The 22648-nt window shown below is 69.6% G+C and carries 13 protein-coding genes; 7 read left to right on the top strand and 6 right to left on the bottom strand.

Annotation, left to right across the window (positions count from 1 at the left end):
• Positions 1 to 610 precede the first annotated feature (610 nt).
• Positions 611 to 1579 carry a helix-turn-helix domain-containing protein gene (locus tag OG462_RS41740; RefSeq protein WP_406066225.1) on the bottom strand — a complete coding sequence of 323 codons (969 nt, stop codon included), beginning with the start codon at positions 1577 to 1579 and terminating at the stop codon, positions 611 to 613.
• Positions 1580 to 1845: 266 nt separating this feature from the next.
• Here OG462_RS41740 and OG462_RS41735 point away from each other — a divergent pair, with 266 nt between their 5' ends.
• The gene (locus tag OG462_RS41735; protein WP_376410763.1) at positions 1846 to 2124 is read left to right on the top strand and encodes a hypothetical protein; all 279 of its coding nucleotides are present in this window, start codon (positions 1846 to 1848) and stop codon (positions 2122 to 2124) included.
• On the opposite strand, the gene OG462_RS41730 is transcribed toward OG462_RS41735, so the two are convergent.
• From OG462_RS41730 to OG462_RS41720, 3 genes are all read right to left on the bottom strand, one after another.
• Entirely contained in the window at positions 2121 to 2306 is a 186-nt protein-coding gene (locus OG462_RS41730) for a hypothetical protein (protein ID WP_406066223.1), read from the bottom strand. The two genes, OG462_RS41735 and OG462_RS41730, sit on opposite strands and share 4 nt — an antisense overlap.
• A 552-nt stretch (positions 2307 to 2858) precedes the next feature.
• Positions 2859 to 3461, bottom strand: coding sequence for a GNAT family N-acetyltransferase (locus OG462_RS41725; protein ID WP_406066222.1), 603 nt, complete (start codon positions 3459 to 3461; stop codon positions 2859 to 2861).
• Between the two features lie 95 nt (positions 3462 to 3556).
• Positions 3557 to 3730, bottom strand: coding sequence for a hypothetical protein (locus OG462_RS41720; RefSeq protein WP_406066220.1), 174 nt, complete (start codon positions 3728 to 3730; stop codon positions 3557 to 3559).
• A 235-nt stretch (positions 3731 to 3965) separates the two neighbouring features.
• Between OG462_RS41720 and OG462_RS41715 the strand changes: the two genes are divergently transcribed.
• On the top strand, positions 3966 to 5195 hold the full coding sequence (locus tag OG462_RS41715) for a DUF6236 family protein (RefSeq protein ID WP_406066218.1): 1230 nt from the start codon (positions 3966 to 3968) through the stop codon (positions 5193 to 5195).
• Positions 5196 to 5849: 654 nt separating this feature from the next.
• Here the strand turns inward: OG462_RS41715 and OG462_RS41710 are convergent.
• Positions 5850 to 6149, bottom strand: a complete 300-nt coding sequence (locus OG462_RS41710; RefSeq protein ID WP_406066216.1) for a hypothetical protein — start codon at positions 6147 to 6149, stop codon at positions 5850 to 5852.
• Positions 6150 to 6822: 673 nt separating this feature from the next.
• On the opposite strand from OG462_RS41710, the gene OG462_RS41705 reads away from it, so the two are divergent.
• From OG462_RS41705 to OG462_RS41685, 5 genes are all read left to right on the top strand, one after another.
• Positions 6823 to 11157, top strand: coding sequence for a DEAD/DEAH box helicase (locus OG462_RS41705; protein ID WP_406066214.1), 4335 nt, complete (start codon positions 6823 to 6825; stop codon positions 11155 to 11157).
• Entirely contained in the window at positions 11099 to 12421 is a 1323-nt protein-coding gene (locus tag OG462_RS41700) for a hypothetical protein (RefSeq protein ID WP_406066213.1), read from the top strand. The genes OG462_RS41705 and OG462_RS41700 overlap by 59 nt, the downstream gene beginning before the upstream one ends.
• Complete coding sequence (locus OG462_RS41695) at positions 12418 to 14766, top strand: hypothetical protein (protein WP_406066212.1); 2349 nt, start codon at positions 12418 to 12420, stop codon at positions 14764 to 14766. The genes OG462_RS41700 and OG462_RS41695 overlap by 4 nt, the downstream gene beginning before the upstream one ends.
• A gap of 168 nt (positions 14767 to 14934) precedes the next feature.
• Positions 14935 to 20991 (top strand): hypothetical protein, encoded by a 6057-nt coding sequence (locus OG462_RS41690; RefSeq protein WP_406066210.1) that lies wholly within the window; start codon positions 14935 to 14937, stop codon positions 20989 to 20991.
• A gap of 77 nt (positions 20992 to 21068) precedes the next feature.
• A complete protein-coding gene (locus OG462_RS41685) occupies positions 21069 to 21647 on the top strand; it encodes a dihydrofolate reductase family protein (RefSeq protein WP_406066208.1) in 579 nt (192 codons plus the stop codon).
• 20 nt (positions 21648 to 21667) lie between these two features.
• Here OG462_RS41685 and OG462_RS41680 read toward each other — a convergent pair whose 3' ends face one another.
• A complete protein-coding gene (locus OG462_RS41680) occupies positions 21668 to 21892 on the bottom strand; it encodes a hypothetical protein (protein ID WP_406066206.1) in 225 nt (74 codons plus the stop codon).
• Positions 21893 to 22648 lie beyond the last annotated feature (756 nt).

Genomic DNA, 22648 nt, shown 5'->3' with positions numbered 1-22648 from the left:
GACACGGGGAGCAGGGCTACAACTCCGACAAGGCCATGGACCATTCGGGGCTGAGGCCGACGAGCTGAGCGAGCTGCCTACGTATGTAGAGCGACTGCACGACGAACAGTTACGTAAAGTAGTCAGCGCGGCGGCAAGCGGACAGAGCCAGATGTGTGTCCTGGTGGGGGCGTCTTCCACGGGCAAGACGCGTGCCTGCTGGGAGGCCATCCAAAAGCCCGGTGGTCAGGCTCATTCAGGGGGCACCGCCTTCGGGGACGCGCACTGGCATAGGCGCAGCGGAGTAGGCACGAGACGGACGGTAGGAAGCCGGACTGACACGGCGTCACCTGTAGGACTGAGCTGAAGGGCCGAGCTGGTGCTGGATTCACCCCGGAGAGGGAGCGGCTCGGCTTCTTGGTGACGGACGGCGGGCGCTGGCCGGCGGCCCGGGCGGTACGCGGGCCGGGACAAGGTCGTTGGGTTGATGGGATCTCTGAAAACGGTTCTGTCCGCGGTTTCGTGAACGATCTCGGGCTCAGTCGTCGGCCGCGACCAGGAGCGTCAGGAGCGCCCGGCCCTGGTCGATGACGACGTATTCGTGCGGCGACGGGCGGAACGACACTTTCCTTCAGGCGGAGGGGTGGGGGCGGTTGTGGTCGCGCCAGGCCCGGGGCGAGATGCCATAGGCCTGTTTGAACACCTTGCTGAAGTGGGTCGCGTCGGCAAAGCCCCAGCTTCGACCTATCGCCGCAATGGTCTTGTGCCGACCCTGTGGGGCGGCCAGCTCCCGCTTGCATTCCGCCAACCGGTGCGTGCGGATCCAGTCTCCGAGGCTGATACCCGACCGCGCCAGCACAGTGTAGAGATGACGGATCGAAATGCCGTGCGCGGCGGCGATCCGCGCCGCCGACAGGTCGGGATCTGCGAGGTGTGCCCGTATGTACTGTGTGATGCGCAGGCCGAGTGTTTCCGCCAGTGGTCCCCGGGCCAGGTCCGCCTTTCCGAGCTGGGCTGCCACGACGGCCCGGACGAGTTCGACACTGGGCTCCACGACCGCTTCGGCGGGCCGGCCCCGGTGCAGCTCCTCGCTGACGGCCAGTTGGCGAAAGTAGGCAGAGGCCAGACGAGCAAGAGGGTCGTCGGAGGCGAGGGCTACCGCGGTGATATCCCGGAGCAACCTCTCAGGCAGCGCGAGTGCCGCGCGGGGAAAGCGGAGGAAGTGCTGGTCGACCCCCTCGTCGAAGAGGAGGGTGTAGGGGGCGGCCGTGTCGTAGAGGGCGAAGTCTCCCGGTTTCAGCAGGGCTTCGCGATCGTTCTGCACCACCACACTGGTCCCGGTCACCTGAAGGCCAAGGAAGACGGCCGGCTCAACGTCCTCTCGCGCCAGCCGCGGAGTCCGCTGAATAGTGAGCGCAGTCGCTCGCGCCGAGCAGACTCCGATGGGCCCTACGGTATCCAGCCCGATGTGCACCGCGAGGTCATCGGGCGGCAGATGGTGTTCGATCTCGATCCGTACGACGGACTCCCACACGGCGTACCGGACCACCTCTTCCCGGTCTCGCGGTGGAACAGAGGTGGTGTCCAGGATGGGGCTCACCGGACAGGCACGGGTCGGGACCCACTGTCGGCCCTGCGGTGTAACGCCTCGGCTCCTACTCTCACAAGTCGCCCCCAGCGCAGTCAGCCAGGCACCAGAGTGACAGAGGCCAGTCATGCCACGCAACGAGGTCGAGGCGCAGAAGCTGCATTCAACAATGCACAGGCAACAAGGTTCCCCGCACGCATGACACATTGCGTGTGCTGCATCCGTCCTAAGTTCTTCGAAGCCATGCGAGGTGGCTTAAGGATGATTTGGGAGTGCCGATGTTTGGTTCACTGACCGTGCTGTTGGTCGTCGCGGTGGTCTGGTTGTCGATCTCGCTCATCCCGATGCGCAGCATCCCGGCCGGCAGGGCGTGGGGCATGATCGTTCTGGGTGTCTCGGTTGTCCTCGTTCTGGTTGCCGGCCTCTTCGCCTCGCAGGTGGAGGTCAGCGACTCCTACCAGGGCGAGTCCCCCACCTTCCTCGTGATGCTCGTCGCGGCGATCGTCCTGGCACCCGGCGCGATCGTCGCTCTCGTACGCCGAGGCAAAAGGGACTAGTTCTCGTAGACGGCGGGCTCGCCACACACGCAGCACGCGGACGACTGGGCCGGATTCGGCTCGGGCTCCGGTTCGGGGTGGAGCTCGGCGGCGAGGCGGGTGAAGGCGTCGGCGATCGCGACGCCCAGGAGGTGACGCGGGACGCGGGCCTGGTAGGCGAACCGGATGCCTTGTCCGGACATCTCCGCCGGTCGTGTCCGAACGGTGTCCGCCCTGGTGAGGAGCGGTCCGCAGTCGCTCGTCTCCCCAATGTCAGGGCGCGACCGGACAACGTCGCTCCGGGCGTCCGGGCAGCCCTCGGACATGTCCTTGTGCTGTCCGGGGGTGCTCATGCTTCGGGGTTCGCCCCGTAGGCGGTCGTCCCGGCAGGGACGTCGGAGCAGTTCACCGTCCGGCAGCCCTCTTCGATGTACGGGCTGCTGAGGATCTTCGATTCTTCAGATATCGCCGTCAGGGTCGGGGACGGAGCTGCCGGCGTGTGTCGAGGTGCCGTCGGGCGGGGCGCACGAGGTGGGGGACGTGGTGGCTGCGGGCAGGTGGTCGCCCTCGGGCAAGAGCCGGCTGTAGACGTCGGGCGCCCGCCGGTCGGATCCGGTATCGGCAGGCGGAACGACGTTCCAGATTTCTGGGATCCACCGCGGGCGTTCTGCGCCCACTGCGCGATCCGGATGCGTCGGAATGGACGAGGACGACGAGGTGGTCTGAGCATCGGCCGAAGGTGAGATTTCAGGCTCTCAGCGCGGGTCCCTGCGCATGCACCACGTGCGGGGGCCGTTGTCGGGGAGCTGGACATCGGCTGTGACCTTGAAGCCGAGGCGCTCGTAGAAACGCACGTTCGCCTCGCTGGAGGTCTCCAGGAACGCCGGACACCCAGCACGCTCGGCCTCCTGGATGCCGGGAATCAGCACCGCACTGCCGAGGCCCTGCCCCTGGACCTCGGGGGCGGTTCCCACGGTTTCCAGGAACCATCCCAGCTCCTGGGGCCGATGGGGGGCAATGGCCGCGTCCGCGGCTGCGGAAGCGGCAGCCCGGTCGCCGCTGAGTTCGCCGAGCATCGGCCCGAGTTCAGCGAAGGCGGGCGAGGGATCCTGGCCGGGAATGGACCACACAGCCACGGCGCGGCCTTCGTCGGCGACCCAGACTCGGCCGTACACCATGCCGATGCGGGTCAGGCACAGTTCCTGGGACCGCCGGATCCGCTCCTTGTGATCGTCCGCTGCGATCACGTGCCGCGTGTAGGGGTAGTCGGCGAAGGCGCGGGCGAGGGTATCGACCGCGGTAGGGATGTCGGCGTCGGTGATGGGACGCACGACAGGGGCATTTTGGTTCTGTGCCATATTCACCGAGCCACCCTGCCACCGGGTGAATCCCTCGACAAGGCATTTTGACCAGAGATAGCCGCCGGGGAGGCGGAGCCTTTCTCCCGGCCAGGTCAGGAGGGGGATCCCTTCACCACCAGGGCCCCGTCGCCGGTCCTCCTGGTCATGCTGAGGGTCAGTGGTGGTGAGGAGTAGAGGAGGGCGCCGTCGCGGTACAGATCCCATCCGTAGCTCTTGCAGCGCTCCAAGGCGCGGCGCTGCTCGGGGTCGGCGTCGGGGAGGGTCAATTCGACGAAGCCGCCGCCGGCTTCGAGGACCCTTGGCAGGTGATGGTGCCGGTGAAGACCAGGGTGGTGGTGTCGGTCGAGACGTGGACGGCGTCACCGAACCGGCGGTGTGACCGTATTGGGCGTGACCTGCGTTGATGCTTCGCGGACGTTCCGGAAGGATTCCGTCCCCAGGGCCTGCTGAGAGAGGGTGGCCCAGCAGGTTCTGGGGCTGGATAGGGCGGAGGGGGCCGAGATGCGGGAAATCGGGTTGTACTACCCGTACGTGCATGTCCAAGACGACGCGTGGATGAAGACAGCCGCGCTGTATTGGCATCGCATGGGGCGGGTGGTAGCGGAGGACTATCAGGTGTCGGACACCGGGACCGCCAGAGCGCTGCAGGACGGCCTCGGTTTCTTCGTGCCGGTGGCGCCGGACGCGGCATGCGCGGCTGTGGAAGCCGCCTTCCTCAATGTGATCCGCGAACACGCCCCGGCTCTGCGCACCCGTTATGTCGTAGACCCCCAGCCCGGAAGGGCGATCCCTGTCGCGCCGTCCATGCGACGCACGAACCGCTACGTGCCGAACACAGGACGCTGGGTCGATTACGGCGGCTACGTGGCCCACTTGTATAGCCGCGAGGTGTCCCTGCGCCTACGCGAGGTCCTGATCGAGGAGGGTCTGTCCCTGTCTCTCCGGCGCGATGGCCAACTGTCGTCGCCAGAGCAGGGTGAGTGGATCACGATGGACCCAATGATGGCCTGGGTCTACAAGTGCGCGCTGACGACTGAGCTTGCCCGCCGCGAACGCCTCGTTCCCACCACCGATCAGGTTGCTGCACACCAGGCCGGCCGCGAGTGGGACGCATCCCGTATCGAGCAGGTCCTGCTGCGCCGCAGAGCGGCGGTCTCGCGCGAGGTGGGGCCCCCGGCGGCGGTTCTGGGTGAGCTGGCTGTCCAGATGGTGGTTCCGGAGAACATCGCCGACATCCCGGTGGCGAAGATCATCGAGTTGAGGAAGAAGTACGAGAGCGAGTTCTCCGCGTTCCTCGACGCGGTCTTCGCCGCCTCAAAGGAGGCGCAGGAGGAGCTGGCCGGCATTGAGAGCAGCGAAATTCTCGTCGCGTACCTGCAGCATCTGCATCAAGCGCGGTTCGCCAGTGAGCTGGACAAGCTCAAGGCGGCGATGAAGGGGTTGAAGATCGGTTCGCGTCTGGGCGTGATGAACCTGCAGACCCCGGCACTTGCCGGCGCGTCGCTGGGGGCGATCGGTGGGTTGGCTGCGGACCAGCCTTATGTCGTCGCCGCAGGAGCCGCTCTCGGCTTCGTCGCTCACCGCCACACGGTTGGCGAACAGCGTCGCGCGATCCTTCAGGCGTCGCCGGTCTCCTTCCTCCTGCACGTGGAAGAGGGACTGCGGCCCGCCGGCTTGATGCGGCGCCTCACCCGGGGCACACGGAGGACCATGCAAGGGCGTCTTCGATGAGCACTGACGAGTCTGGTGCCAGATAGCGGAACGGGGCTGGGCACCGGCGCCGTCAGTCGCGGACCGTCTCCGGGGCAATCGGCAGCCGGCGGGAGACCTCCCTGGGGCGGGCAGCTGGGGCGGACGAGGAGGGCCAGGACGTCGCCGGTCCTGGCGCAGCTCCAGGACGCCGGCGTCGAGCAGGCCCTCGCCGCAGACAGGCGCGACCTCGCCACGCGCGAGCAGGCCCGCACCTCGCTCACGACGGCACACTGCTGCCCCGTAAAGGGTGTTGGTCAAGGAGAAACGCGCCCCGCAGCCGAGCGGGTGTTGTCCACCGCGCCCGGTGGCGCCCGCTCAGCAGCCTCCCCCGCCCGGCGCGGGTGCCCCCACTCTCCCACCGGATGGAGTCCACTCCGGGACCGGTGCGCACCTCCTGGACCGCCACCCCCGCAGCAGCCCGGTCTATCTCGACGTACCGCCCAAGTTCCCCGACGGGTGGCGCGCCCACCAAGTGGTGATGCAGCACCTGGAGAAAGAAGCACGCCCCGGCGGGTGACGGCCCCACGGTCAGGTGCCCGGACATGACGGAGCCCTTGTTCTTCCGTAGGGAAGAACAAGGGCTCCGTCACACCCTCACCAGGGTCTGATCCCACAGGAATTGCCGGACATGCCTCAACGAACGAGCCCGGAGGCGACCTGCTGCAGGATGGCCGCGAGCGAGACACGTTCCGATGGAGTCAGTTCACCTCGCATATCGGCCATCACCGCCTCGACCCCACTGCTCAGCCAGAAGTAGCCCAGAATGAACGCACTTCGCTGCTCCCGGTCCAACCGGTCGAAAGCCGCGCTCATGACGGCCACCCCGTCGTGCCACGGCACGGTGTCCACCGCGTGGGCCGACAGAGCGCCGTCGATCCGGGAATCCGGGACGGCAACGGGTGCCCTCCCCGTATCGACGGCTTCGGGGGCCACCACTCCCCCATCGGCCGATGCGGCCGCTTCGGCCGCCGGGCCCACGGCCAGCGCGGGAGGGGACGGATGCGCGCGGCAGGTCCCGAGGTGTGGCTCTGGATGGGCTCCGAGGCATGAGGGCCTGGGCCAGCTCGTGGCCTCGGAGGGTGATTGATCAAAGATTCGATCACTACAAGGGTTTCACTCTGTCAGGCGAAGGTGTCATAAATGGTGGCGGGGGCATGTGCCCCCTACGCCTTGGGGAGGGGGCGGGTTCCTGACGCGCGCACTGGTGGAGCGCCGGCCGGGAATCTCGCGGAGGGGAGCACTCGTGGGAGGGGCGCAAGCGGTTTCCGCGGCGGCGCGACACATCGTTGAGCTGGTACCGGAGTTGCCGCCCGGCGTCTCGCGCCGGGATCTCCTGGCGAGGGCAACCCTGCGGTTCCCGAGACTGACTGAGCCGCGGCTCGCGAAGCTGATCGCCGAAGCCGTCGCCGGAGGTCTCTTGCGGGTGGACGGGGACCGTTTCCTGACCGTCGCCAGCCCAAAGGAATCGCCCGCTGACAGGGCCCCGGCGGACGCCAGAAGGCTGCCGACCGAGGGGACGAAGGTCTGCGACCTGACGGACTCCGAGGGCGGGGGCTCCTCAGGAAGAGGCGTTCTCAGGGCCGTCACGCTCGACATCGAGAGCGTCGTGCGCACCACCGCCGTCGCGCCCTACGTCCGGCGTAACGTCTACGACGTGGCGGCAGTCAGGTTCGGCGCGGATCGGGAATGGGTCGCGGCGGGTCCGCGCTGGCAGCGGTACCTCAGGTTTGCGGGCGACGGCGAGGAACTGCTCGACGGTGCCGTACGGGACGCGGTGCTCGAACGGGGTGTTCCCGCGCGTCAGGCGTGGACGGAGTTGCGTGACGTCCTCGCGGGCGCGGATGTCGTCGTGGCGCACAACGGCACGGTGCTGGACTTCCCTGTCGTCAGTGAGGCGGCCGCGGATGCCGGGGCGGAGAATCCGCTCGCCGCCGTGCGGTTCGTCGACACCTTGTACCTCGCCCATGCGATGTGGCCGACGGCTCCCTCCCACCGGCTCCAGGACCTGGCCCCGGCGCCTGGTCCTCAGGAGACTAGGCCGCCGCGGGCGCACACGGCGGCCGGTGACGCCGCCCTTCTCGTCCGCCTCGTGGAGCGGGCGGCGGCCGAGTTCGCGGAGAAGGCACCGGAGCTGCGCGCTCTCGTCGCCGATACCTGTCCCGACTCCGACACATGGCGTCTCCTGCGGGAGCTGACCGAGGGGGAACGGGCCGCAGAGCGGGAACCACGGGGCTGGGAGCAGGCGGACGTGGCCCGCCTCCTGGGTGCGGAGGTCGCGCAGCATCCGCCGCGGCGGAACAGGGACGGCCGGATGCCCGGCCGGAGCGCCGTCCTCGTCCCGGCCGCGCTCCGGGGGCCTGACGGCAGGGTCGACCCGACCGCTCTGGCTCGCGTCGTGCACGGCTCCCATGTCGAACCCCGCCCCGCGCAGCAGCGCATGACGGCCACGCTGCATCAGTGGACCGACGACGGTGTCAGCGGCCTACTGGAGGCTCCTACCGGAACCGGCAAGAGCTACGCGGTGCTGGCCGCGGCACTGGACTGGCTCGCCGGTGGCGACGACCGCACGGCGGTCATCGCCACCTACACCAAGCAGTTGCAGAGCCAGATGGCGATGGACGTTCAAGATCTGGAGCGGGCGCTGCCCGGGGTCCTGGGTGTCACCGACCTGGTCAAGGGACGGTCCAACCGGCTCTCCCTCGCCGCCCTCACCAAGGCGCTGTCCGACGCCACGCGTGCGCGTGGGTCCCAGAGCCCGCGCCGGGGCCAGGCCCCTGCGCCGCGCTTGCGCGAGCTCGCGGTCCTTCTCGCCCTGCGGCTGATCGCGTCCAAGGAGGCCCCGCGGTCCTGGACGGCGAGGTCCGTCGACCCGGTGGATCTGCCCGCCTTCTGCGCGGACTACATGGGGCCCGCGCTCCCCTTCTGGCTGGAGTCGCTGTCCCAGCGCGACGGCGACTACGGCCCCGCGGCTGGCAATCCCCTGACCGCGCACACGGACACGGTCCGGGAGGCGATCGGCGGCCACCGCCTCGTCCTGGCCAACCACGCCCTGGTCCTCTCCCACCTGGACGATCTGCGGGCCGCCGGCCCGAACGTCCTCCTCCTCCTGGACGAGGCGCACGAGTTGGAGAACGCCGCCACCACCGCGCTGACCGTCGCCGTCGACTACCAGGACTTCGAGGAGGCACTGGCCGAGCACCTCGCCTGGGTGGCTGAGGCGCGTCCCGGCCCGGAGCGGGACCGGGGCCTGGCCGTGACGGCGGAATTGGAGCGGCTGCTCGACGACGAACGGCTTCCCAAGCTCGCGGCCCTGGCGTTCGACGCCCGCGCCAAGGGTGTGGGCGTACGGATCGGAAGCCGGACGACCACGCTCGCCGGCCCCCACACCGGCACCTCGGGCACCCGGGACACCCGACGGATTTCGCTCTTTCTGGAGCGCATCGCCAAGGAACTCGTGAGCTGTCGCATCGCCCTGGAGCGGTACGTCGCCCAGAACACCGCCCACCTGGACCCGCTGGTCCGCGAACGCCTCGACGCGCTCGCCCTGCACACCGACACTCTCACCACGGCCCTCGGCCGGATCACGTCGGACCTCGGTGACTTCCTCAACCCCGCCCGCACGCTGGATGAGGAGCTCCCCTCCCGCGTCGTCCATCTGGAGGAGCTGGGGGAGCCGAAGGCGGAGCTGCGCTCGTATCGCTTCCGTATTGCCACCAGCCCTGTCGATCTGCCGGCGGACCCGGAGTGGCGGCGCTACCTGGAGTCGTTCGAACGCGTCCATTACGTCTCCGCGACCCTTCGCGTGGCAGGGGGATGGGACTTCGTCCTCGGCCGGCTGGGGCTCCCGTGGGACCTGCCGGTGATCGCTCTGCCCTCGCCGTTCGACCTGAGCACCCAGGCTGAGGTGGTGTGCTTCTCCGACTTCCCGTCCTGGGCCGAGCAGGAGGAGGGCGCGCTGCGTTCCGTGGCGCATCAGGTGGCCAGATTCGCCGCCGAGGTCACCCGGGCACGCCCTGACCGACACGGCTTCGACGGTGGCGGCATGATCCTCACCACCGCGCGTTCGACTGCCGCCGGCATCGGCTCCCACCTCGTGGAGGAACTGCGCTCGCGCGGCCTGGACACGCCGGTCGTCGAGGCGCTCACCCTCGGCAACGGCCGCGCCTACCAGGCGTTCACCGACCGGCGGGACGGTGGCGGATTTCTCGTCGGCACCAAGGGGCTCTGGCAAGGCATCGACGTCTCCGACCATCGGCGCCTCAGCCTCGTCTGGGTCAACAAGCTGCCCTTCGCGCCGTTCGCCGCACCGATCGTCGAAGCCCGGCGCGCGGCCGTCGCCGAGCGGGCGGCGCAGGCGGGGCATCCCGATCCCGAGGGTGCCGCCACCGAGCACTACTACCTGCCGCTCGCCGCTCTTCAGCTTCGGCAGGCGGTCGGCCGGCTCATCCGCTCCGACCGGCACCGTGGAGTCGTGATCATCAGCGATCGCAAGCTCGGTGGGCAGAGCAGTCTGCGCCGTTCCTACCGGCGGGCCTTCCTCGGGAGCCTGGACGAGGGCTTGCAGCGCCCCGACCCCGAGAACGGCGAGGCGTGCGGTGGCAATGTCACCACCATGGCCGAAGGCTGGCGTCGTATCTGGGAGTTCATGGCAGCGCACGGGGTCCTGGACCCGGCGCGGGCCGCTGAGCTGTGCACCGGCCCGGCACTCGAGCGGCACACGCTCCTCCCGCACACCCGACGCATCCGCGCGCTCGAGCTGAGCGCCGACGACGCCGACGCGCTGCGTGAGAAGGGCCTGCTCGCCGAAGAGGTGCTGGAGCGCTGTGCGCGGATCGGTGGTTTGCTGCGGCTCTCCGACGAGCCCGTCCTTCTAAAGCCCGCGCAGCGGGCCGTCATCAGCGCCGTGGCCGAGGGGCGCAACGTCCTCGGTCTGCTGCCCACCGGCTTCGGCAAGAGCTTCACGTTCCAGCTGCCCGCGCTTGTCCTGCCCGGGGTGACCGTGGTCGTCAGCCCGCTGGTGGCGCTCATGCACGACCAGGCCCTCGAACTCAACCGGACCATCGGCGGAGCGGTCCGCGCGCTCATCTCCCCGCTGCGGGAGTCCAGCAGCCGAGCCGGCAAGACCGAGGTCGCCGACCAGCTCCTGGGCCGCGCCGACCACGGGATCCGCCTGGTATACGTGAGCCCGGAACGCCTGTGCCAGCGGCGCTTCCGCGAGATCGTGCGCGCGGCCTCGGCGGCCGGCCGGGTGACAAGGATCGCCGTCGACGAGGCGCACACGCTGGCCCAGTGGGAGGATTTCCGGCCCAGCATGCGCCGGGTCAGCCGGTTCCTGGACGAGTTGCGCCGCGACCACGGGGTGGCCGTCACTGCGGTGACGGCGACCGCTAACAGGGCCGTTCACGAGGCACTGCGCGAAGGGTTGTTCGCCCTGCCCGCGGAGGTGCCCGCGCGCGGTTCGGCCCGCGCGGCCGCCGAAGCGGATCAGCCCTGCGTCGTGGGCGGTCTCCTGACCGTCCGCGAGAACCCCGTCCGGCCCGAGCTCGCGGTCTTCCGCCGTTCCCTAACCCGACCAGGTCAGGGCGGCGTAGCGGGCCTGACCGAGCGGGTCGTCGATGCCTTGGAAGGCCACGCGATCCTCTACTGCCTCACCGTCAAGGAGGTAAACACCCTCTACACGCACCTCCGCGAGTACGTCGGCAACGCCGGCGCCCACGTCCTGCGGTTCCACGGTCGGCTCACGGAGGCCGAGAAGGCGGCCGTGATGAACGAGTTCCGTGAAGCCCCAGGCGAGGACGACGATGGGTTCCGCCCCCTGGTCATCGTCGCCACATCCGCCTTCGGTCTCGGCATCGACAGGCCCGACGTCCGCACCGTGATGTGTGTCCCCGCCCACCGACCTGGCCGCGCTGTACCAGCAGATCGGCCGGGCGGGCCGTGACGCCGGGCGCAGGGACCCGGGCTCCCCCGCCCCCGTCAACAGCGGCCTCGCCCTCGCCACGAGCCGGGGCATGCGCATGGTCCGCTTCATGACCGGCCAGGAGCTACCGCCCTCCCTGCTCCGGCGCACGGGCCACATCGTCCTCGCCCAGCGCGGCGGGACGCTCGACCCGGTGCGGCTGGCCGAGACCCTCATGGCCGACGATGCCGCCACCGGTGAGCTGACCGAAGCGGACCTGGAGGACCGGTACGTTCAGGACCGCTACCGCGGCGGCGTCATGCGCGCCTTCAGCGCCCTCGCCGACCTCGCGGCGGTCGAGGACCTCGGCGACCATCCGCCGTACTGCGCCATCAAACCGGGCGACCTCGGGCCGGCGCCGCGTGCGGCGGACCAGCCCAACAAAGGCCCGAGCGATCCCGTACGGATCGAGCGGGCCGTCGTGGACATCGCCCTGTCTTGGGACACCCCGGGCAAGGTGGACGTCCAAGCGCTCGACCGGGAACTCGCCGCCCGCTGCCCCGACTACCGGTCCGTCGCCGAGGGCCCCGCCGCGACCTGGGAACTCCTCGCCGACCTCCACGACCGTGGGCTGCTTGACGTCTCCGCGGCGCCGAGTCGGCGTCTGGTCACCGGTCTCACCGTGCTCACGGACACCCTCCCCGACGGCTATCTCCCGCTGCTGCGACGGCGCGGCAGCCGGGCCGCGGCGGAGCTGGCCGAACTGGGGCGCTTCTTCGACGCGACCACGGTGTGCGCCCAGCGGGCCTTCGGGGACTACTTCGGAGTCGGCGACATCCCCGAAGGCTGCTGCGCGACCGCCGCCTGTCGCTGCTCCGCCTGTTGGAACGCCGGCGACCATCCGGTCGACGAACGGCGTCCCGCCGTCGCGGACGCCTTCTACAGCCCCCGCGGCGGCAGCCGTACCGACACGGCACTGCGCGAGCGGCGCATCGACATCCAGATCCATCGCTTGCTGCAGCTTCAGCCGTCGGGGGCGCATCCCCGCCGACTCTGGCACGCGCTGCGCGGCGACGAGTCCTCCTACAACCCGAGGCAGCACAAGATGATTCCCCTGCCCAGAGTCCTACGGGAAAGCCGTCACTTCGGAGGCCGTGCCGACCTCCCCTACGCCTCGGTCGGCGAGGGCCTGACGCGACTGGCCGGGAGTGGAGTCGCCGCCGAGGGGCCGGACGGCCTCTGGCGCGCGATCCGCCCGGCACGCCAAGCGCCGGGCTCCAGCGCGAGGGAGGAGGCAGGGGCGTGACGGCAACGGACGGTACGAGCATCTGGCGGCCCTACGTGGACCGCCCGGTGCTCACTTCGGCAATGGTCACCGGACACCGGACTACACCGGCGATGGAAGTGGCCCGGCTTCGCCGCTACTTGGAGGCGGTAGTCGCCGCTCGCGGCTGCCCGGTCCATACGGCGGTCGCCTTCAATGCCGCGTACTTCGGCTACGCAACGGGTGGAGAGGGCTATGGAAACGGCCCATTCGGCCTCGACGACTTCCCCGTCCTCACCCTGGGGGACGAGGGGACGGCCCGGCCCGTCGGCGCGCTCGTGCGGATCCACACGGGCTCTGACCCACTGTACGCCGAGATCGTCTACAAGGAGGGCCGCCATCCCGCGATCCGGGAGGACGGCGAGGTGCCGGCCTGGGTGTCCGGCGCGCCGGCTACCGCTCAGGGCCCCGGGGAGCAGCAGACGGGCTCCCCCGTCCGCAGAGAGCTACTCGTGCCCGATTTCACCGCCTTCGGCCCCGCGCTCGAGCTCGACGACACGAAGCTCAAGAGACTGCGAAGCAGGGGGAAGTGGCTCGACGAGAACGGCCACGTCATGGTTGACGCGAGCTACGCCCCCCAGCGGGAGGCCATGCGTGACGACACGACGACCTTCGTGGACTACCTCCTGGCCCACCAGAGGGACTGGCTCCTCAGCCCTCTCGTCCCCGCGTCCGTCGCCCACCTCGCCGACGGCGGCGACGAGGAACGACTGCGGTCCGCCCTCACCGGCTTGCTGGACGTGATCGACCACGCGCTGCGGACGGCCGACGGCCTGCGCAGCTGGGGCCCCTACGCGCTGAGCCGCGCCCGCGTCGGGGCCGGACTGCGCCAGGACGGACCACTGGGCAGCGCGGACCTGGGCGCCCTCGCCGGTTCCCTCGAGCAGGCGGCCGCCCCCAGCACCCGTCGGCGGCACGGCCTGGGCGGCCCGCGTACCGCGTACACGGCGATCTCCCCCTGGCTGCGGGGCATGACGGGCGTCGAAACCTTGATCACGGGCACGGAGTACGCCGTTTCGGTCTGCCGGGCCAACATCGCGGTGACGGACTTCCTCCGCAGCGACACCGACGACGGTCTGCTCACCGGTAGCGACGTGCGGATCACCCTGGACGACAGCTTCGAGAACGGCGGCATCTGGCGCTCCCGCCACCCCGGTGCGGAGGACGTGGACGGCAGCGACCCCCTGGTTCCTGCGGGACGTGGCTGGCGCGACACGATCGACCCACCCGCGCCGCGCACCGTCGAAGCTCCCGCGCGGACCACCCATGAGAACGAGGAACCCTCCGAGGTCCCGACCGCCGACATACCGCCCGCCGACGTGCCCCTCGTCGACGCTCCGCTGGTCGACGCCCCCGTCACCGACCAGGAGGACATCGGCCTCACGAACTACCTCCGGGTCAACGACAGCGAAATCTGCTGGCAGCAGCCGTTGCGCCTGGCCCACCTGATGGAGGACAGGCTGCCGCTGAGCCGGATGGCCCGGGACGCACTGGCGTATCCCGGTTCGGCCCCTGTCACCGTGCGACTGGAGATCCGCCACGACGGCGTCGAGATCGACCCGTCCGAGGAAGTGCAACAGGTCACGCTGGACGTCTCCGACGCGAGCGGGATGCTCCGAGGCGTCCAGTGGCCCATCGACTTCTTCCCCGGACTCCGCCTGTACCTTCAGTGGCCGCGCGGCGGCGCCGCCCTCCGGCTGTCCACCGTCGAACTGGAGGAGCCCGTCGACATCGACGGCCAGCTCTTCACCCACCGGTACGACCCGCAGGTGATGACCCGCGACGGTGCTCCGGGCAGCGCCCGCGACAGCGACTCACCCTCCGGGCTCGACGACAAACAACTGGTGCTGCGCGCCGTACGGCGCTTTGGCCGGCTCACCGACGACGGCCACGCCCTCCTGGACCGGGACGCACTCCCCCGGGCCATCTATGACACCTCACCCGCGCCCGACCAAGTCACCGCGGTGGAGCGGGCCCTGGCGGACCTGATCACCGAAGGACTCCTCTACACCGACGCCGGCAGTCGCGGCGCGAACGGTGAACCCCATCATCCCCCGCGCGATGGCGAACCCCTCATCCTTCTCGTGGGCTACGCGCCCGCCCCTGTCGTCGTACCGCGACCGGCCTCGGGAGGCGGCGGCCTTCCCCAGGGCATGGGCATCGAGTACGTGGTCCACGGCTTCCTGCGAAGACTGCCCCAGGGTCGGGAACCGAGCGATGCCCAGCGCGCCGCCTACCGCGCGAGCTGCCGCCGCGTCGGAAAGGCCGACGGATGGGAACTGCCCCGTGGCTACACCTTCGTCACCTCTCACGTCCGTAGGCGCTGACGGACGGCTACCCGCCATAGCCGGCCACTCGGTTCGGGCCTCACCGGGCCGGGCGGCCCATGCTCCGCTCACCGCAAGTCACCACTCAGCAAATCGATACGAGAAGTCGGACACCGAATGACCCTTACCTATCCGGTGGTCACAGATCCACCGTTCTCGCCACGGGGCGTGCCCGTCGAACCGCTCCAGGAGCTGAGTTCCGTCCTGGTGGAGCTCGGGCCGGTCGTGAACACCGCCCTCGCGGAACTCACCGTCGAGGAAACGGGACTGGCTCTCAATGCCCTCACCATCCAGGACCGTCAGGCGATCATGCAGAGGCTCGGGTTCCGGCGGGTCGTTCCGCGCCGGTTCGGGCAGGTGCTGAGCGAACAGGTGCTGCGACGGATCCAGCGGCTAGAACGGGCCGACGAGCGGCGTCACACCGCCTTGCATCTCACCGGCCGCATCGTGAACGACATCCTTGACGACGTCATGGACCTGCCGGAGCGCGGCACCAACAGCCCCGCCGACCGATGGGGCACACGACTCGTCCGCCTCGCGTTCTTCTGCCGGGTCAAAGCGTCGGCCTTCGACGCGCATCTCCTCGTTCGGGCGGCCGAGCACGGCTGGTACGGCGTCGAGGCTGACGACGCCACCCGCGAGGCGGTCCGCACCGCCGCTCAGGACGTCATCGATTCGGTACCGGACTTTCGGCCCCGCCAGGCGTTCGGGGCCGAGACAGTCAGTGCGGGCAAGGACGCCGGAATCGTTGACGGGGAGCAGCGGACAGCGGGCCGAGGGGCCACGACCGCCGCTCCGCGGCATCAGGCCCACGACGACGCGGAAGAGGAACGGACCAGGGTGGAGCCAGCCGTGCCACAGACCACACTGCGGACACTCGACGCCCTTCAGGAGGAATTGACGGGTGTCTTCGGCGAGGCGAGAGCCGCCGTCGGCCGCGTGCGGCTCGCGCTGGAGGAGGAATGTCCGCCGGCAGCATCCGATCTGGAGGCCCTCACCGCCGTCGGGGTCGCGTTCGCCCGTGCCCGGACGGTGTTCGCGGGATCCGGTCTCGCGGAGACCGTCGATCGCCTCGACGCCATCGGCGTCGCGATCGAGGCCTACCGCACGACCGTTCACCGCGACGAGAAGGACGAACTCACCCGTCGGGCCGTGGCAAGCGTGCTCAGTCTCCGCTGCCCGCCGGACAGTGCGGTGGCGGGCGTGATCGCGGATGCCAGGCAGCGGGCCGAGAAGCTCCTCGCCGTGCGGCAGTGGGAGGAGCAGGACGAGGCATGCGCCCACTTCCTCACGCTGCTGGTACGTCTCGTCGAGGTCAGCGACGCCGAGGTTCCCCAGCAGACACTCGTCGAGGTCCAACAGCAGCTCTCGCTAGCGCACCCTCCGTACGCCGTGGCCGCCGTCCTGCACGAGCAGATCACGATGGCACCTCCGTCGGAGCAGGACACCACGGCGCGTGTGGTGGCCGCGCCGGCCGGCGACGTACCGGAGGAGGGACAGGAGCAGCCTGAGTCCGCGGTCCGAGAGGTCGTCCCCGACACGCCTGCCGACCGCTCCGGGCAGCCGACGGACGACGTGCCGGTCCCCGTCGCTGAAGAAGCCGAATCCGGTGGAACGGCGGAACCCGTCTCGTCGGCCGCCCGATCCGATTGGCACATGGCCGACCCGCTCAAGACGGCGTCGCTCACCAGCACAGCCAAGTCCGTCGGCACCGGCATCAAAGCAGTCGCGGCCGAAGGGACCGCCGACGTCGGGCCGCTCCCGGAGGGCGGCGAAGGCGGCCCGCGGGAGGACATCGACCCGATCCTCGCACGTCTCATCGCCGAGAAACGCTTCGGGCTCGCCGCCCACCTCTCGGCCACGGCGGGTCGGCCCCAGGCGGAGGCCGCGGTGCTGCGGCTGTCCGCAGCTTCGGCGCTGCTGAACCCCCGCTCCGACGGGGCCGCGCTGTTCGTCGAGGACGCTCTGCGCACATGGGACTCCCAAGAGGGAGCCGCGGCAGGCGGACTGGAACTGCTCCTGCTTCCCGTCCTCGTGAAGGCGGCGCTGGTGACCGGGTCACCGGTCGTCGGCGCTCAGCTCAAAGCGCTCTCCCAGCACCTGCCCGACAACCTCCAGAAGGTGGCCACGGAGGTGGCCGAGCGCACTCTGAACAGCGCGCTGATCCTGGCACCGCTGCACACCATCGTCGCCGACGCCTCCCAGACCGAGATCCGCCTCCAGAACGCGATCGACACCTGCCGCAACCTGATGGTGGCACCCCGGATGCAGTTCCAGCGCGCGTCCCAGATGGTCAAGACGTGGCTTTTGCCCACCGGCTCGCTGGGCAGGGTGCTGGCGGCCATCGTCGACGGTTCCGCCGGCGCCGCCGACCTCGCCGACGCGCTGTTGGACCGGCTGGACCGGAGCGCGCGTATCGAGGACGAGATCGACCGGATGGATGCCGAATTCCGCGGCACCGGCGGGCGCGCCATCCACGGGGCCGGGCGCAACAACGTGCGCCAACTCCTCAAGCGGGTGCGCGCCGCGGTGTGGGAATGGCGCACGATCCAGCGCGAGCTGGGAAACGTCCCGTCCGAGGAGACGGCGTGGGCCGCCGACTCGGTGGCCGGTCTGAGGCTGTCCCTCCTCGGGCTCCGCAAGGGAGTCATGGGCGACCTGGCGACTGCCGGCCAGCGGTCACGGGCCGTGGGCAAGGCCACCGCCATCGCCTCCGAGGACATGCTCACCGAGGTCCTCGACGAACTCGAGTCGGCCACGCCCCCGGCGCGGTACGGCGGCGAGGTCGACGTCGCGGAACTGCTGGACGTCGAGCTGTGCAAGATGCCGGACTGGCCAGGCGCCGACCCCACCGTGGCCGCTCTGATCGCGGCCGTGGACCGGACATGGGACGAGGCCATCGGTTTCCAGACCATGCGAGACGGTTTCGCCGCCATACGGACGATCTTGAACCTAGCCGAACGGAAGGTCCTGCCCGCGGGCCACACCCTGGACACGTCCGCGGATCGAGTCACTCGCCTCACGCGGGCGGAGCGGGAGCGCCACGACGCGCTCGCCGACAAGGCGCGCGAGCTCGGGGCGGAACTGCGCCGCGCTCAGGCGGACGCGGCCCTCACCGACGAGCAGGACGTCAACCTCCAGGAGCTCCTCGCGGACTCCGCGCCGCACACGGCGAGCGGGGAACCGCGAGAGCTGTCCGTCATCCGCCGCAATCTGGACCGGGTGGCCGAGCTGATCCCGCACCACCGCGAGGAGGCCGCGAACAGACTCCAAGCGCGGCTCGCCGCCCTGCCCGAAGTCAGCGAGGACGACCGCAGGCGCGTCCTGCACAACCTGGCCGACGGCACCCTGGCGACCGCCGCCGAACTGGTCTACTTCCTCGAACTCGGCGAATCGGTCCCGGAGATCAGGGACGAGGACTCGCACCTGGAGAGGTTCTTCCCCGCCGTACCGGATGCCCTGGCCAGCGGCATCACCCCCGAACTGATCGAGGCCGTCCAATCGCGCCGACGGCTCGGCGAGTCAGTCGTGCTGGACTACTCGTCCCTGTCCGAAGGCGCGGCCGAACGGGCCGCGGGCGCCCTCGAACGCTGGGCCAAGCTGGCCACGACCCGTGATCGGGTCAACATCAACCCCCGGGTCGACCTGAATCCCGCCCTGTCCCTCCTCGGCTTCGAGGCGAGGAAGGCCCTGCCCTTGCACGGTCTGAGATACGGCGCCGACTACCGCTTCTTCGAACTCACCGAGACGGAGGTCACCGGCAGGGCCTGGGCGCCCGCTTTCGGCTCACAGATCAAGGACCGGGGCAACAAGCTGCGCGCCCTCCTCATCTGGGGACGACCGGCGGCGAAACTGCTCCTCAGCCGTATCGGCCAGGACCCCGACGAAAGCAGCCTGCTCGTCGTCCACTTCGGCACGATCGACAGCCGGACCCGCGCCGAGCTCGCCGCCGCGTCGCAAGGAGGGAAGCCCATCCTCGTCGTGGACGACGCGGCCCTGGCCTATCTCACCGCGCACGGCAACCGGCGGGTCGACGCCGCCACCGAGACCCTCCTGCCCTTCTCGGGGGTGAACCCGTACATTAAGGAGAAGCGGGGCCAGATCGGCCGCGAAATGTTCTACGGACGCGACCGCGAGCGCAAGAACATCATCGACCCTGCCGGGACGCAGATCATCTACGGAGGCCGTGGCCTCGGAAAGTCGGCGTTGCTCGCCGACGCGGGCGACCGGTTTGTGGGTCAGAACCCGGGTTCGCACCGCAAGCTCTACCTCAACCTCGACAAGATCGGCATCGGCAAGGGCACCGCACTCGGAGCGGCGGCGATCTGGACGACGCTGGACCAGGAACTGACCAAGGCAGGTGTCCTGGAGGAGCCCCGCCGTAAGGGAGTGCAGCCGGAACCGTGGCAGCGAGTCTCGGACGGCATCGCCGCCTGGCTGGAGGAGGACTCCGACCGGCGCCTGCTCATCCTCCTCGACGAGTGCGACCGCTTCTTCGAAGCCGATGTGCCCGAGTGCACCGAGACGCGTCGTCTGCGCGGCCTCGGGGACACCTCGCGGGGCCGCGCGAAGGTGGTCTTCGCCGGTCTGCACTCCGTACAGCGCTTCACCCGACTCGCCCGGAACGGACCCTTCAGCCACCTCGCCCAAACACCGACCGTTGTCGGACCACTCACGCCGCAGTTCGCCGCCGATCTGATCGTCCAGCCCATGCGGGCGCTGGGCTTCGAGTTCGAGGACGTCGACCTCGTCAACCGTGTCCTGGGATTCTGCTCGTACCAGCCATTCCTGCTGCAGATCTTCGGCAGTCGGATGGTGCAGGTCATGCAGACCAAGCGAGCACGGCAGCCCATACTCCCTCCGCCCTACACGATCGAGGCGGGCGACGTGGACGCCGTGGAGCAGGACGCGTCGCTGCGCTCCGACATCACCGCGGCCTTCAAGGACACCCTCGCCCTCGACGACCGCTACAACGTCGTGGCCAACGTCCTCGCCCAACACGCCCGCGACAACGGGCTGGAGACGCGGCTCAGCGACAGGGAACTGCGCGACGAGTGCGCCGGCTGGTGGCCGCAGGGCTTCAACCAACTGGACAGCGAGGGCTTCAGGGCCTATCTGCAGGAAATGGTGGGGCTCGGAGTTCTCGCACCCAACCACGACGGACAGGGCTGGCACCTGCGCGGCCCCAACGCCCTGCGCATGATCGGCACCGCACAGGAGATCGAGGCGCGGCTCCTCGGCGCCGAGCGGGAGTACCGGCTTGAGGAGGCCGTCGTCCTGGAGAGCCGCCCCGACCTCGACGGCGGGCAGCGCTCCGCACCCTTGACGATCAATCAGATCGACTACCTGCTCGGCGAGCGGGGCAACCAGGTCCGCGTCGTCCTCGGTACCCACGCGACGGGTATCAGGGACGTGGAGCGCACACTACGGGACGCGACGGGCCGGGTGGCCGGCTGGACCCTCCCGCCGATCGGCAACGCCAACACTTACCGCAAGCAGCTCGCGGCTGGCCGGAGGGGAGAACGACGCCTGCTCATCAGCGACCTCGCGCAGGGGAGCGACAAGTCCTGTCGGCAGTCCCTGGAACTCGCCAGGACGACACTCCCCACCGAATCCGAGGCGACCCGGTCGGTGGTACTGGTGTCCAGCCCCGAACAGCTCAGCTTCTGGCGTGACCTCCTCACCGATGCAGGGGAAGCCACCGGAGAAGGCGACACGGCCGTCGTCCTGCGCCGCTACGACCGGCGCGGACTGAGGGACTGGGCACAGCAGCACAGCGCATACGAGACGGAGGAGCGGCTCACCAGGCTGGCCTCCCTCACCGGAGGCTGGCCGCTCCTGCTGGACAAGGTCCTGGCCCTGCGCGACCGGCACCGGGATCAGGACCAGGCCCTGGAAGAACTGGGCAAATGGCTGGCCCGCAAAGAGAACGCCCAGGAGTTCATCGAAGCCGTGGGCCTGGCGCAGCCGTCCCTGGCCCCCGTGGACGGTGAGGACGAACTCGTCAGGCGCGCCTACGAAGCCGTCGTGGCGGAACTCGGCACAGATTGGAACCCTGAAGCCGACTGCGCGACCGCGGCCGAACTCGCGGGCCTCTCGCCCGAGGACGCCCGCTGGGCCATCACCTGCCTGGTGACCCTCCAGGCCCTGGACAGGGACGGCACTCGGCTGCGCGTCGAGCCGACCCTGCACGCGGTGCTCGGCATCGTCGGCACCAAGGAGTGACTGTCCTTCGGAGGGGCTGTGTCCTCAGCAACACGGTCCCTCCGAACTCACTCGCCTATCTGAGTCGACGCTCGCCCATGGCGGGTACGTCGCCGGTGCCGGGATGCCGATCCGGTGTTGCCCCCCGCGGCGCGGCTCGTGCGTCCCGTCGGGCGCCCGACCAGTGGCAGTTCGCGTTCGACGAGGAGATGGGCGCGGCGCTCGCCGGCACTCTGGAGACGTGCGACACGATCCTGCTGGGGCAGGTGACGTTCACCGAGTGGGCCGGGTACTGGCCGACGGTTACCAGCGGTGACGACGCCGGCTTCGCCCAGTGGATCAACGAGTCGCCGAAGTACGTCGTCTCCTCGACTCTGGACAGCGTCGACGACTGGTCCAACAGCACTCTGATCAAGCGCGATCTGGCCGCGGCGGTCAAGGAGCTCAAGGTTGGCGAGGGCAAGGACATCACCGTCGCGGGCAGCCCGACGCTGGTGCGCTCGCTGCTGGAGCAGGACCTGTTGGACGAGCTGGTCCTGCTGATCCACCCGGTCGTCGCCGGCGAAGGCCGCAAGAAGCTGTTAGCCGACGATGCGGCGCTGAAGAAGCTGGAGCTGGTCAGCGCCCAGCCCACCAGCAGCGGCGTGATCATCGCGACCTACCGCCCGGCACGCTGAGGCCTGTGCCGGCTGACTTCCTACTCCGTGTTCTCGCGGGCCTTCTCGGGGCTGACGAGCGAGGTCTTGGGATCGTGGGGCTGCACCCGGATCTTCAGCGCCGTCAGGCTGCGGGCGATGTCGTCGGCGACGCTGAGCAGGCCCACCAGGTTCACGTCGCCGCGTTGGCGGGGCGGGGGCAGTTCGTCGGGGTAGCTGTGGGACGGTTCCAGCGGTTCGTGCGGGTCGGTCGAGGTTCCTCCCATGCCGGGGCCAACGCCCCGATTCTTACGACTTCGGCACCTACCTCGACAGCCTCGTCATCGATCCGGACATCGCTGAAGACACCTGGGCCGATGTCGCCGACAGTGATGCCACCGACCCCTGGCGGCGGACCGTCGAAGAATGGCTGGACAAAGAACTCCCGCGCTGGCGGGCTGAGCCGTGGGCAGCGGGCTGAATGCTTTGACCATCCCTGCAGATGCGGGGAGCAGGCTGACCGGCTCCCCGTCCCAGGGCTCCGAAGAAGGGCCATCCCCCGCGGGTGCAGGGAGCAGCGTCTGTGTCTCAGCTCCAGCTCGGCACCCTCGTTGGGGCCGGCCACAAGGGGACTTGGTGCCCGAACGGCCGTCTCGATTGGGTGGTCGTCGGGTGCCCGGCGCATGCGAGGAGAACCTCCTGAACAGCTCGCTGGTGTCGAATAACCGAGCATCAGGACGCCCTGGTGTCGCAGTCTTGCGTGACGAAGCCAGGAACCCGATTCCCGGTCGGTATCCAGCGACGGCAAACCGCCCCAGCGAGCACCGATCCGAGCTGCCTGCCACTGCTGCTGCCGAAGGTCTCGCACCCTGCAGAACAGCGGAACGAGAACGGGCGTTCCTTAGGGGAGACCAGTGGCTGGACGAGGGCTCGGCCGACGAGCATGCTTGTCCGATGCTTCGACGTACGTTGCGAAGGTGGCAGGGGCATAGGGCCTGGGAGAACCGGGACGTCGCTACCAGGATGAACGAGTTCTATGACGC

The sequence above is a fragment of the Streptomyces sp. NBC_01077 genome (assembly GCF_045162855.1).
Lineage (GTDB): Bacteria > Actinomycetota > Actinomycetes > Streptomycetales > Streptomycetaceae > Streptomyces.
The sequence above is the reverse complement of the archived record's forward strand: the minus strand, read 5'-3'. Positions and strand labels throughout refer to the sequence as shown.

Coding starts and splice junctions, on each gene's coding strand:
- OG462_RS41735 (WP_376410763.1), top strand. CDS start 1,846: ATGTTTGGTTCACTGACCGTGCTGTTGGTCGTCGCGGTGGTCTGGTTG.
- OG462_RS41730 (WP_406066223.1), bottom strand. CDS start 2,306: ATGTCCGGACAAGGCATCCGGTTCGCCTACCAGGCCCGCGTCCCGCGT.
- OG462_RS41725 (WP_406066222.1), bottom strand. CDS start 3,461: ATGGCACAGAACCAAAATGCCCCTGTCGTGCGTCCCATCACCGACGCC.
- OG462_RS41715 (WP_406066218.1), top strand. CDS start 3,966: ATGCGGGAAATCGGGTTGTACTACCCGTACGTGCATGTCCAAGACGAC.
- OG462_RS41685 (WP_406066208.1), top strand. CDS start 21,069: ATGGCGGGTACGTCGCCGGTGCCGGGATGCCGATCCGGTGTTGCCCCC.
- OG462_RS41680 (WP_406066206.1), bottom strand. CDS start 21,892: ATGGGAGGAACCTCGACCGACCCGCACGAACCGCTGGAACCGTCCCAC.